This window comes from Flavimaribacter sediminis (assembly GCF_019492055.1).
Taxonomy (GTDB): Bacteria; Pseudomonadota; Alphaproteobacteria; order Rhizobiales; family Rhizobiaceae; genus Flavimaribacter; species Flavimaribacter sediminis.
The window spans coordinates 106,787-119,155 of the sequence record NZ_JAICBX010000005.1 but is presented as its reverse complement, the minus strand read 5'-3'; the positions used below and the strand labels follow the sequence as shown (position 1 = coordinate 119,155).

The window sequence follows — 12,369 nt, the reverse complement described above, 5'->3', positions numbered from 1 at the left end:
TGAAGTACTCGATAGTAACAGGGAGAAACCTGACTGGTACTCTTTTGGTACTGGACTGCCGTTCCACGATGGCGCTAGCCTAGCCCGGGTCAGGGAGGTTCGGATGTCATCAACCAAACCGTATGGCCTACTTTGTCCCGTATCCAAGGCTTGCGATGTGCTTGGAGCGCGATGGACGTTGCCGATACTCTGCGAGATGTGGGCGGGCGAAACACGCTTCAACGACATTCGTCGCGCCGTCGGCGGCATTTCCCCAACCGTGTTGTCACGACGTCTGGCCGAGATGGAGAAGGCGGGCCTTGTCTATCGGGTCGAGGATCGGGCCAAAGGCTCCGTCGACTATGTCAGAACAAAAAAGGCCATCGACCTGGAACCGGCGCTGAAGGCGCTCGGGAACTGGTCTCAACGTCATATCGAGGCCGAACTTGCCCTGTCCTACGACTTGTCGACGCTGATGTGGGCCATGCGCAGGCTCGACACCAGCGCTTTTCCGAACAGGCGCGTCGTCATCCGTTTCAAGTTTACCGAGACCACGGGTCCGAAAGACAAATACTGGCTTTTCTACCGTCCGGGCTTGCCACTGGAGATCTGCGTCGACGTGCCGGGATTTGACGTTGACGTTTTTGTCGAGTCCACCGAGCAGTCGTTCGCCGCCGTCATCATGGGCCGATCCACGATCGAGCGGGAGATCGAGCAGGGTCGTCTCTACGTCTCGGGAGACGCCGTGATGATGCAAACGCTCAAGGAATGGTTCCCGCGATCGAAATACGCCGATCTGGACGGCATTCGAGAACTTCCCGATGGGGCCTTGCTGGAGGTAAACTAGAAACCGGTTCGGGGCCGAGCGTTGCCGCCGCCCGGCTTGCGCCTGCCCTTACGCCCGGATGGCTTCGCCGAAGGCTTTGAAGATGACCTGGTTCACCGGGTTGGTCTGAGGGTCGAATTCGGCGTGCCACTGTACGCCAAGGGCGAACGCGGACGCGTCCCGAATGCTGATCGCCTCGACGGTGCCGTCTTCGGCGACGCCTTCGATGACGACGCGCTCGCCGGGCTGCAGAACGCCCTGTCCATGCAGCGAGTTCACCCGTATTTTCTCCCGGCCGTGCAGTTTGGCGAATACGCCGTCGGGAATGAAGGTCACGTCGTGACGATCGGCAAAGACAACGGCCTGGTCAGGGTGGACCTCGCCGTTCTCGAGGCGGGGCATGCGATGGTTCATGCGTCCGGGAAGGTCGCGGATTTCCGGATGGAGAGACCCGCCAAAGGCGACGTTCATCTCCTGCATGCCGCGGCAAATGCCCAAAAGCGGAACGCCGCGTTCCACGCACGCCCGCACGAGAGGAAGCGCACTACCGTCGCGCCGCTCGTCATAGGGTTCGTAAGCCGCATCGGGTTCGACATCGAAAAGGGATGGATGAACATTCGCCCTTGCGCCGGTCAGCACGACGCCGTCCACTGTATCAAGAAGCGCGTCCATGTCGGTGACGTCAGGCGCGCCGGCGAACATCAGCGGAAGCGCGTTCGCCACGTCGGCGATCGCCCGCATGTTCGATTCGCCGCAAAGCTGAACCTGAAATCGTCCCTCCAGCAGATATCCGTTGCCGATTACGCCAACGACCCGTTTACGCATGCGTCTTTCCCTAAACATCCATGTCTGGTCATCGAATATATCAACATGGAGCGCAAGCCTAGTGTGACGAGTCTGCGGGTCGGCGCCGCGCGCAAATATTTTTAGGGCCGGGTCGTTGACGCGACTCATCGCCGGTGTGCTAGTCTGCGCCATGGCTATACATAGATCCTCAGTTCATTCCGCTCTGGCGCTGGCAACCATGCTGGCCGTAGGCGCCGGCTGCACCGTCTCCGACACAGGTCCGGTCAATACCGGGCCGCCGAGACCCGCGGCCGCGCAGGAGCTGCCCGATTCCATCGTTGGCAAATGGGACGTCTATCCGGCGATCGGACCAACCAGCAGGGGATGCACCGCTGACTTCAAGGCAAGCTATTCGAATGGCGGCAAGGGGAGCGTCAACTTTTTTGCCTGCAACCTTGTGGAAGGCCTTGGCGGGATCAACGGGGTCTCCCGGATCAACGCCTGGGAACGCAAGGGCAGGACCATCATCCTGTCCGGCATCGCGCAACCGAATATCGGCACGATCGACCTGCCGGTCGATTCCTTCACCGACCGGGTGTCGGGCGTGACGCGCGACGACGTGCGTTTCATGATGATCCGGAAGTGATCGCCGACGCCATGGCGCCGGCGGCCTGATTCAGTTCACCGCTTTCCAGGACGGATTGAGATACCAGAGCTGGCCGGAATAGTTTCCGCAGGGCGCGAGATGCGGCTGGTTGTTGTCGGCGCCGCCGTTGAAGATGTCCAGGCACATGCCGGCGCCACGAAAATCCGTTGTCAGTTTGTAGGCCTGGCCTTGCGGCCGGAGCGCCCAGAACTGCCCCGAATAGTTTCCACAGGGCGTCAGATGCACCTGGTTGTTGCGCGCGCCACCGTTGAAGACGTCGAGGCACATATTGGCGCCGCGGAACATCGTCGACAGGCGCCAGTAACCGTTGCCGGCCGGCGTAAACCGCCAATATTGCCCGGACACGTCTTGGGCGGGCGCGAGATGCGTCATGTTGTTCTTCGGTCCACCATTGAAGACGTCGAGGCGCATGTCGCCGCCGCGAAACTCCGTCGATAGCGTGTGATAGTAATTGGCGTCGATCTGCTGGGCGGCCGCCTGGCCGCCGCACACGGCGAGAAACACGCCGGCGATAAGCGTATGCAACTTCATCGGTAAATCCCCACTTGCACGAAGAGCCCGCGAGAGCCCGCCCCATCGGGACTCGCCGGCATTTCTGATGCAAGCTCCTTCGGGCATTTTCCCACGACAGTCAATTGCCCGGATTCGATCATGATGCGAATATTCGGAGTTTCCGGAACAGCGGCGCGGGGACCGGAAGTTATAAAAAGTCGTCATGGCCAGGCGAGGGGCATTCATGCGACACTGCGATTCCCGCCGGATCGACCGTCGATCCCGTGCATGAAACCCCGTATTTTATTCAGCCGGTCTGCGCTCCCATGTCGCTTTCAGACGCCATATTTGGTCCCTTCGAGAAGCTTGTCCGCCCGCTGGACATTCCCTATTCGCCGCTGCCCGATAGCGGTCCGTTTGCACTGGTCATGCATTTCGCGAAGATGTTTCGCGGCGTGCTGGCGGCCTCGGCCATTCTCAGCGTCGCCGTCGAGCTCATCAATCTTTCCGTCATCTGGGGCGTTTCGGTTATCGTCGACGGTGTGAACGCCAAGGGGGGCGAGGCGTTTTTAAAGGAAGACTGGCTGACGCTCGCCGTTCTGGGCGTTCTGCTTTTTCCGGTCATGCCGGTGTTCATTTTTCTGTCGAACACGCTCGGGTCACAGGTTGTGGCCGTCTGCCTGCCGGCGGCCATGCAATGGCAGGGCCACAAGGCGGTGGAGCGCCAGGACCTGGCGTTTTTCCACGATCTGTTCGCCGGCCAGGTGGCGACCCGCATTTCGCAGGTGGCTAGCGCCCTGCAGCAGCAGATCGTCGTCGCCTTTCAGAGCGGGCCGCATTTTCTCGTGCAGTTCGTCGGGTCGCTGGCGCTGCTGGGGGCGCTCGCCTGGCCGCTGGCGGTTCCGGTCTTTGCGTGGATCCTCGCCAATATCGCGCTGGCGGTGAAGGCGACGCCGAAATTTTCCGGTCGCTCCCGCCGCTCGGCCAGGGCCAACAGCCTGGTCGTCGGCGCGATGACCGATCTCTACAGCAATATCCAGATGGTGAAGCTTTTCGCCGCCGAAGACAGCGAGGCCGGCGCCATGCGCACGGTGGTGGGTAACGCCGTCGAGAGCCAGCAGCAGGAACGACGCATCTTCCTGACGACCGACGCCACCGTGGTGCTTTTCAACGTCGCTCTCCTGCTCGGCAATTTCGCAATCGGGCTGTGGGGGCTCGTCGCCGGGTTCATCACCATTGGCGAATTCGTCGCCTCGGTGGCGATCGTGCAACGGCTTTCGGGCAACGCCCGGGCGTTCCTGCACATGGGGCGGCAGGTCTATCAGGCGGCCGGCACGATCCGCGACGCCATGCCGGTAATCACGACGCCGCCGACGATCGTCGACGCCCCGGACGCCCGCCCGCTGCGGGTGAGCGACGGCAAGGTCGAGTTCCGCAACATCCACTTCGAATACCGCGCGCGGCAACAGGTGATCAGCGATCTGTCGCTGACGGTGCGCGCCGGCGAGAAGGTCGGGCTGGTCGGGCTGTCAGGGGCCGGAAAATCGACCCTCGTCAGCCTGCTGCTCCGGCTGTTCGAACTGCAGGACGGCTCGATCCTGATCGACGGGCAGGATATCGGCGGCGTGACCCAGGAGAGCCTGCGCGAGCGCATCGGCGTCGTGACGCAGGACGTCTCGCTGTTACACCGCTCCGTCGGCGACAATATCCTGTACGGCCGGCCGAAGGCCTCGCGCGCGGAAATGGAGCAGGCCGCCCGGCTCGCCGAGGCGCACGACTTCATCACCGGCCTGACCGACGCGGAAGGCCGCACCGGCTATGACGCTTTTGTCGGCGATCGCGGGGTGAAGCTTTCCGGCGGTCAGCGACAGCGCGTGGCGATCGCCCGAGTGCTCTTGAAGAACGCGCCGATCCTGGTGCTCGACGAGGCGACCTCGGCGCTCGACAGCGAGGCGGAAGCCGCCGTTCAGGAAAAGCTGACGCTGCTCATGGAAGGCAAGACGGTGATCGCGATCGCCCACCGGCTTTCGACCATCGCCGAGATGGACCGGATCGTGGTGCTGGACGAGGGGCGGATCGTCGAACAGGGCAAGCCTGCGGACCTGCTCGCGCGGGACGGACTGTATGCGCGGCTGTGGAAGCGGCAGACCGGCGGCTACATCGCAGACACGATGGATGCGGATTAGCCGCCGTCGAGCACGTCTCGCGGAAACCCGGCGGCGAGATGGTCGATCAGGGCGCGGACGGCGACGGGCAATCCGCGCCGCGTCGTAAAGACCAGGTGGACCAGGCCTTTCTGGCCATGCCATTCAGGCAATGCCCGCACAAGCCGGCCGTCATCCAGCGCCGGAAGGCAGGCATGATAAGGCAACAGCGCAACGCCAAGTCCCGCAGCGGCGGCTTCGCGCACCGCCGCCATGTCGGCGCAGCCGAAGCGTGGCTCGTGGCGGTGCAAATGCGCCTGGCCATCCACGCACTCCAGCCGCCATTCGGTCTCGGCGTCCGCATCGCTGGTGGCGAGCGTCGGCGTCTGTTTCAGTTGCTCGATATCGTCCAGCCGGTTCGCCACCGCCGGGCTGGCGACCAGGACGCGCGTGGAACTGCCGAGCGAGCGCATCGTCAGTTCGGCGTCGCTGGTCAACGCGACGCGCACCCGCAAGGCGAGATCGATCCGCTCGCCGATCAGGTCCACGGGCCGGTCGGCCGCCACGAGTTGAAGCCGCATGCCGGGATAGCGCTCCAGAAAGCTTCGCGTCAGGTCCGAGACGACCTCCACCATGCCGGTCGGGCAACTGAACCGGATCAGCCCACGCGGTTCGGATTGCGACTGCAGCACCAGCGCTTCGGCCTGCTCGGCCTCGAGCTGGATCGTACGGCAGCGTTCGTAGAAGGCCTGGCCGACATCGGTGACGCGAAAGCGCCTGCTTGAGCGTTCAATCAGCCGGATCCCGAGACGCGCCTCCAGCCGGGCGACGCGCCGGCTGAGCTTTGATTTGGGTTCCCGCAACGCACGGGCCGCGGCGGCGAAGCCGCCATGCGTCACCACTTCCGAGAAATAGGCGTAGTCGTTGAGATCGGGTTTCATGATTATCGTTCCATATTCAGAACGATAGAGGCCAATTTTGGATACTACAAGCGTAATCGTTGCAGATTTATCTCCAAAACACGGGGCAGGGTGGTCCTGCCCGCGACACAGGAGACAGACGATGAGCAAGTTCGACAACAAGGTCGTGGTGATAACCGGAGGCACGAGCGGCATCGGCCTCGCGACCGCCAGGGCGTTTGCGGCTGAAGGCGCTGCAGTCTTCATCACGGGCCGGCGCCAGGAGGCGCTCGACGCCGCAGTGCGATCCATCGACGGCAACGTGACCGGCGTGCGCGGAGACATGTCCGACCTCGCCGATATCGACCGGCTTTACGACGCGGTCCAGCAGACTCACGCGCAGATCGACGTGCTGTTCGCGAATGCAGGCGGGGGCGGTTTTGCGCCGCTCGGCGCGATCACCGTGGAGCACTTCCAGCAGACTTTCGATACGAATGTGAAGGGCGTGCTCTTCACCGTGCAGAAGGCGCTGCCAATGCTGCCCGACGGCGCTTCGGTGATCCTCACCAGCTCGACGACCGGCAGCGCCGGCACGGCCAACTTCAGCGTCTATTCGGCGACCAAGGCGGCGGTGCGCAATTTCGCCCGCAGCTGGATCCTGGACCTGAAGGATCGTGGTATCCGCGTCAACGTCGTCAGTCCGGGCCTGACGGAGACCCCCGGTCTCAACGGACTTTTTGCAAGCGACGCGGAGGCCGAAGAGGCAAAGAAGCAGATGGCGAGCCTCGTTCCGGCCAACCGGATCGGCAAGCCCGAGGAAATAGCGAATGCTGTCCTGTTTCTGGCATCCGACGCTTCGAGCTTCGTCAACGGCGCCGAGTTCTTCGTCGACGGCGGCCAGAACCAGATCTGAACAACAAGCCGGAGGCGGTCGTTGCGGCCGCCTCCGGTCGTCTCGCCTATTCTCCGACCATTGCCGCGTGCGGCAGCGTCGGGTCAGCGCCCCACTCCGACCAGGAGCGGTCATAGACGCGCACCCGAGGATAGCCGAGAAGCCTCAGCGCAAAGTAGCTGTGCGCTGCCGCGGAGCCATTCTGGCAGTGGACCACCACGTTGTCTTCCGGATGGACGCCGGCCTCGAGGAAATGCACGGCCAGCGCCTGCGGGTCGAGCATGGTTCCGTCGGCGTCCAGATTGGCCGCCCAGGGAATGTTGCGCGCCCAGGGGATATGCCCCTTGGTGAACAGGTCGGTCGGGCGCACATCGACGACAACGGTTTCCGCATCGTCCCGCCGCTCCAGGATCCATTCCGCCGAAGCGTAGCGCCGCGGCGTATAGGCGACCGGAAAGCGGGGCCGACCGGCCGGCGTTGAGCCCGCGCCGACCGACAGAGGCAAATCCGCCGCCGTCCAGGCGCCGATTCCGCCGTCCAGGATCGAGACGTTGCGATAGCCGTAGAGCTCGAGCAGCCAGAACAGCCGCGCCGCCCGGAAGCCGCCGCGATCGTCGTAGAGCACGATCTGCGACGATGTATCCAGTCCTGCGGCGGCGAACATCCCGGTGAGCTCCGCCTCGGAGCGCAGCATGCCTTCGACCGGCCCTTCCGGGTCGGACAGCGCGGTGAACGGCATGCTCTGCGCGCCGGCGATGTGACCTTCGGCGAAGGCCTCTGCCGGACGCATGTCGATCACGACGACCGGGCTTTCGCTGTCGGCCGCAACGAGCTCGACAAGCGAACTCGCGTTGATGATCAGATGATCGTTCGGGTAGGCGTTTTCTCCGGCGAGGGCGGCGGTCGACATGGCGATCGCCATCGTCGCCCCGATCAGATATTTTCTCATTGTCTTGATCTCCGTTGCGGATTTTCAGGCCGGCTGCGGAACGATGCGCATGTAGGGCAGCGGCGCGTCCCAACCTTCCGGATAGCGTTCGCGGGCCTCGTCATCCTTTATCGCCGGCACGATGATGACGTCTTCGCCCTGCTGCCAGCCGGCCGGCGTCGCGACCTGATGCTTTGCCGTCAGCATCAGGCTGTCGACCACGCGCAGGAGCTCCCTGGCGTTGCGGCCTGTGGTCATCGGGTAGGTCATGGTCAACTTGACCTGTTTGTCAGGACCGATGACGAAGACGCAGCGCGCCGTCGCATTGTCCGAGGCCGTCCGGCAGTCGGCGACGCCGGTCGCGTCTAACGGCAGCATTCCGTAAAGCTTGGCGATCGAAAGATCGGTGTCCCCGATGATCGGAAAATCGGGCGAAACGTCCGAGTAGGCCATGATGTCCTTTGTCCAGGCCATGTGATCCTCGACGCTGTCGACGGCCAGGCTGATGAGCTTGACGCCGCGGCGCGCGAATTCCGGCGCGGCCAGCGCCATGGCTCCGAGTTCGGTGGTGCAGACCGGCGTGAAGTCCTTCGGGTGCGAGAACAGCATGCACCAGTTGTCGCCGATCCATTCATGGAAGCGGATCCGACCTTGCGTCGTGTCGGCAATAAAGTCGGGCGCGATCGCGCCGATATTGAGTGTCATAACCTCTATCCTTTTGTTTCGAACATCGCGCCGGACATCGGCGCTGATGACGGCAAACTGTCAGGATGAGAGCCTGTCGACCTGAGGGCGATGTGAAGTTTTCATTAGGAAACGCTAAAGCTTCGCTGAGGTTGTGGGAATGCCCACACACATCCCGACAGGTTGAGCTAATTCTGCTTTGCGCATAAAGATGAAGCCGAATTGTGAAGGGCGGATGTGGTGATGATGATCGCCGAAGGACAAAAAATCGGGCCGTTCGACGTGGACCTGGACTCCCGGCGCGTTCGCCGCGACGGGCGGGAATCGCGGCTGTCGCCGAAGGCTGCGGGCGTTCTGGCCCTGCTGATGTCTGCGAACGGCCAGGTGGTGGCTCGCCAGCGCCTGCTGGACGAGGTCTGGCCGGACGTGACGGTCGGTGAGGAGGTTCTCACGCAGGCGATCGCCGAGTTGCGGCGTGTCTTCGGCGATCACGCGCGCAATCCCCGGTATCTCGAGACGATTTCGAAATCCGGTTACCGGCTTCTCCCCGGAGAAGTCGCGACGCCAGCCTCCGCCACGGCGAGCGAAACCGCGCCCGCAAGGAATGAGGCGCCGCCGCTTGGCGACTGGGCCTTGCCTTCAGGACCGTCTGTCGTCGTCCTGCCATTCGAGACCATTGCCGCGTCGCCAGAAACGATGGCGATTTCGACAGGACTGTCGCGTGACATCGCTGTGGCGCTCGCCCGCTCGCGCTGGCTCTTCGTCACCGGACGTGGAAGCGTTGCGGTTCTCAAGGCCGAAGAGCTCGACCCGATCACGCTCGCGCGGCGACTTGGCGTTCGCTACGCGCTTTCCGGTCACGCCATGGCCGACGAAAGGCGGCTTCGGGCCTCCGTGCAGCTTTGCGACGCCGAGACCACCCGCGTGGTCTGGGCTGAAACGTTCGAATGCGCGCTGGACGGCGTGTTCGACGTCATCGACGCCATCGGCAGACAGATCGCCACGTCGGTCGAAACGCGCATCGAGGCGCATATGCGTACGATCGCGCGGTTGAAGCCGATCGAAGAGCTTGACGCCTGGGGCCTCTATCACCGCGCTGAGGGACCGTCGCGCTATGCCTCAACGATGGCCGAGGTCGAACAGACGCACGCCATTCTTTCCCGCGCCGTCACGCTCGCCCCGGATGCGGCCCGGATTTCCGCCGCTCTGGCGTCGCTGGAATTTCGCCGGCAACTCCTGTTCGAGCCGCCCACCAGCACGGACGCCCTCCTGCGTTGCGTCGATCTTGCGGGCCGCGCCATCGAACTGGACGCGGACGAACCGGACGGCCTCGTGGCCATGGGGTGCGCCATGGGCGCCATGGGCGACAGAAGCGACGGTCTGCATCATCTGCTTCGCGCGGTCGCCTTGAACCCCAGTTCCTACATCGCGCGCAGTTTCTGCGCCTGGGCGCTGCTGTTCGTCGGGCGGAACGCTGACGCGCTCGCGCACGCCGATGCGGGGCAATCGATCAGCCCCCTGGATCCTGCGGGTTTCCACATGAGCGCTATCCGCGCCCACGCGCTGACGCTCGCAGGCGAGGTGGAGGAGGGATACCGGGCCGCCGAAGCATCCGATCTGCACCCGCGGTCGAGCCACCTGGCCAGCATTATCGCGGTCTGGTGCGCCGTCGCGGCAGGATTGCCGGATCGCGTGGACTTTCACGTTGCCCGGCTGCGCGCAGCGCGGCCGGATTTCGGGCTGGAGGATTACTTCAAGCTGTTTCCCTTCGAAGGCGACGCCAGGGAAACAATCGCCCGGTATCTCAAGGCGGCGGGCCTCTGAGCGTTCACGCTCCTGACGGCAGCCGGCGGGGCGATCGAACCGATTTTCGACATTGGCGCGGTAAGATAATAGAAAACGACACAACATCGTTTTGATATCGCGTCAAAGGACGTCTGAATGGACCTGACCAACGGCAAGACCGGCAACCTAGACTGGCAGCCGGAATTGCGCACGTTGCGCTACTTTCTTTGCGTGGCCGAAGAGAAGAACATGACGCGGGCGTCGGAGCGGTTGCGCATCGCCCAACCCGCCCTCAGCCGGCAGATCGCGCGGCTGGAGGAAGGCCTCGGCGTAGCCGTTTTCAAGCGGACGCCGCGCGGCGTCGAACTGACCGATGCCGGCGAGATCCTTCAGCGCCGCATATACGCCGTCATGGCGCAGATCACCCAGGCCCACCACGATGTTACGGCGCACACGGAAGCGCCGCGCGGCGTGGTCGTCGTCGGCATGCCGCCGACGCCGGGAGAATTCATCGTGCCGCCGCTGCTGGCGGAAATGAAAGCGAAATATCCGGAGATCGAGTTGCGTTTCGTCGAGGGGTTCAGCCGCGACCTTGAAAGCAAGCTCGGGCGCGGCGAGATCGGTCTGGCGGTGATGCATGACGCTCCGCTGCAAGACGACATCGAGACGTCGGAACTGCTCGTCGAGCATCTTTATCTAATTGGCCCACACGGCTCGCTGGACCGTCCGAGCTACACGTTGCGCGAGGCCATTTCGCTGCCCCTGATCATGCCGAGCAGGCCGAATTATCTGCGGATCCTCGTCGACAAGCACGCCGACGCGATTGGTGAAGAACTGAACATCGTCCAGCGCGTGGACGGCGTGTGGCATCTCAAGTCGCTCGTTCGCCACGGTCACGGCTTCACGATCCTGACCTATGGCGGCGTGCTTTCCGAAATCCAGCAGGGAACGCTGGAGGCAAGACCAATCACAGAGCCGAGAATCGACTGGACGCTCTGCATCGCCACCAAAGCCGACCAGCGCCGCAAGAAGGCGATCCAGATCGTGGAACACACAACGCGGGTGATCGTCGCCGATCTGGTGGCGCGCGGGATATGGCGCTAGGTATTCCTGAAAGGCATGGAGGCGATCAGTTTATAGTATTTGCAATATATCGACTGCATGCGGCATCGTCCGCCCTGCCGGGTCAAGGAGTGGCCCGCTGTACATTATTTGGGAGGAACCATGAATTACACGAAGCTGTTTCGTTCGACCGGGCTCGCCCTGGCGACAGTTCTCGGCCTGACCGTATCGGGGCAGGCGGAAGTTTACAAATGGATCACATTCAAGCCTCAGGGCGCCGGTGACGCCCAGGCGGTCACGACCCAATGGCTGGTCGACGAGTTCGCGAAGCGGACTGGCGGCAAGCACGAGATCGAGGTGTTCTGGGGCGGCTCGGTCGCCAAGACGCGCGAAATACCGGATGCGCTGGCGGCCGGTGTCGGCGATTTCGGCGATATCATCACGCCCTATTTCCCCGACGCAATGCCGATGAACAACGCCGTCGGCTTCTTTATTCCGCAGCCGATGGGCACCCTTGAAGTCGGCCAGTTCCTGGAAAAACTCCACGAGACCTATCCGCAGTTCAAGGACGAACTGGCGAGCCAGAACCTCTACGCTTTCGGCTTCCGGCCGCTGGAAAGCTACGGCCTGCTCTGCACGAAACCGGTCAACACTGTGAAAGACCTTGAAGGTCTGCGCATCCGGTCCTACGGCTTCGCCTATCCGAAACTGATCGAGGCGCTTGGCGCAACGCCGGTTTCAATCGCCACATCCGAAGCCTATGAGGCCCTGCAGCGCTCGATCATCGACTGCACGCCGATTGGCCCGGCCCTGGCGCGGGGATGGAAATACGACGAAGTCGCAAAGTACTATATCGATATTCCGCTTGGCGCGTCTTTCGGCCACCTGCTGGCGATGAACCTCGACAGCTACAACGGCATGGACGACGAAACCAAGGCGATCGTCGATCAGCTCGGCAAGGATTATCTTGTCGAATATGCGCGTGTTCTGGATGAGGATCGCGCGCGCGTCGGCGAACTGTGGAAGGGCGATCTTGGCGTAGAGGTCATTGAATTCCCGCAGGACGAACTGCTCGCCGTCATCGATGACGCCGGTATCCAGGCCGTACGCCAGGAATGGATCGACAAGGCGAACGCCGCCGGTTTGCCGGCCGATGAGATCGTCAGCAATCTCAAGTTCTGATAGAGACTGGCCCCGTCACTATTGGCGGGGCCAATAATTATCA

At 63.0% G+C, this 12,369-nt stretch carries 12 protein-coding genes; 7 read left to right on the top strand and 5 right to left on the bottom strand.

Annotated features, from left to right (window positions below; translation table 11 throughout):
• Window positions 1-103 precede the first annotated feature (103 nt).
• Entirely contained in the window at window positions 104-826 is a 723-nt protein-coding gene (locus K1W69_RS22540) for a winged helix-turn-helix transcriptional regulator (protein WP_220230719.1), read from the top strand.
• 48 nt (window positions 827-874) lie between these two features.
• On the opposite strand, the gene K1W69_RS22535 is transcribed toward K1W69_RS22540, so the two are convergent.
• Window positions 875-1,630: a gamma-glutamyl-gamma-aminobutyrate hydrolase family protein gene (locus K1W69_RS22535; RefSeq protein ID WP_220230718.1), complete on the bottom strand. Its 756-nt coding sequence runs from the start codon at window positions 1,628-1,630 to the stop codon at window positions 875-877.
• A 199-nt stretch (window positions 1,631-1,829) separates the two neighbouring features.
• On the opposite strand from K1W69_RS22535, the gene K1W69_RS22530 reads away from it, so the two are divergent.
• Window positions 1,830-2,237, top strand: a complete 408-nt coding sequence (locus tag K1W69_RS22530) for a hypothetical protein (protein WP_220230717.1) — start codon at window positions 1,830-1,832, stop codon at window positions 2,235-2,237.
• 30 nt (window positions 2,238-2,267) lie between these two features.
• Here the strand turns inward: K1W69_RS22530 and K1W69_RS22525 are convergent, their stop codons facing one another.
• Window positions 2,268-2,789, bottom strand: coding sequence for an RICIN domain-containing protein (locus K1W69_RS22525; protein ID WP_220230716.1), 522 nt, complete (start codon window positions 2,787-2,789; stop codon window positions 2,268-2,270).
• Window positions 2,790-3,076: 287 nt separating this feature from the next.
• On the opposite strand from K1W69_RS22525, the gene K1W69_RS22520 reads away from it, so the two are divergent.
• A complete protein-coding gene (locus K1W69_RS22520) occupies window positions 3,077-4,936 on the top strand; it encodes an ABC transporter ATP-binding protein (RefSeq protein WP_220230715.1) in 1,860 nt (619 codons plus the stop codon).
• Here K1W69_RS22520 and K1W69_RS22515 read toward each other — a convergent pair.
• The gene (locus K1W69_RS22515) at window positions 4,933-5,835 is read right to left on the bottom strand and encodes a LysR substrate-binding domain-containing protein (protein ID WP_220230714.1); all 903 of its coding nucleotides are present in this window, start codon (window positions 5,833-5,835) and stop codon (window positions 4,933-4,935) included. The two genes, K1W69_RS22520 and K1W69_RS22515, sit on opposite strands and share 4 nt — an antisense overlap.
• Window positions 5,836-5,956: 121 nt before the next feature.
• Between K1W69_RS22515 and K1W69_RS22510 the strand changes: the two genes are divergently transcribed.
• Complete coding sequence (locus tag K1W69_RS22510) at window positions 5,957-6,706, top strand: SDR family NAD(P)-dependent oxidoreductase (protein ID WP_220230713.1); 750 nt, start codon at window positions 5,957-5,959, stop codon at window positions 6,704-6,706.
• A 46-nt stretch (window positions 6,707-6,752) separates the two neighbouring features.
• Here the strand turns inward: K1W69_RS22510 and K1W69_RS22505 are convergent, their stop codons facing one another.
• Both K1W69_RS22505 and K1W69_RS22500 read right to left on the bottom strand, forming a co-directional pair.
• The gene (locus K1W69_RS22505) at window positions 6,753-7,634 is read right to left on the bottom strand and encodes a sulfurtransferase (protein WP_220230712.1); all 882 of its coding nucleotides are present in this window, start codon (window positions 7,632-7,634) and stop codon (window positions 6,753-6,755) included.
• A gap of 24 nt (window positions 7,635-7,658) precedes the next feature.
• The gene (locus tag K1W69_RS22500; RefSeq protein ID WP_220230711.1) at window positions 7,659-8,318 is read right to left on the bottom strand and encodes a peroxiredoxin; all 660 of its coding nucleotides are present in this window, start codon (window positions 8,316-8,318) and stop codon (window positions 7,659-7,661) included.
• A 222-nt stretch (window positions 8,319-8,540) separates the two neighbouring features.
• Here K1W69_RS22500 and K1W69_RS22495 point away from each other — a divergent pair, with 222 nt between their 5' ends.
• From K1W69_RS22495 to K1W69_RS22485, 3 genes are all read left to right on the top strand, one after another.
• Complete coding sequence (locus K1W69_RS22495) at window positions 8,541-10,121, top strand: winged helix-turn-helix domain-containing protein (protein WP_220230710.1); 1,581 nt, start codon at window positions 8,541-8,543, stop codon at window positions 10,119-10,121.
• Between the two features lie 117 nt (window positions 10,122-10,238).
• Entirely contained in the window at window positions 10,239-11,186 is a 948-nt protein-coding gene (locus K1W69_RS22490) for a LysR family transcriptional regulator (protein ID WP_220230709.1), read from the top strand.
• 120 nt (window positions 11,187-11,306) lie between these two features.
• Complete coding sequence (locus K1W69_RS22485) at window positions 11,307-12,326, top strand: C4-dicarboxylate TRAP transporter substrate-binding protein (RefSeq protein ID WP_220230708.1); 1,020 nt, start codon at window positions 11,307-11,309, stop codon at window positions 12,324-12,326.
• The last annotated feature ends 43 nt before the right edge of the window (window positions 12,327-12,369 follow it).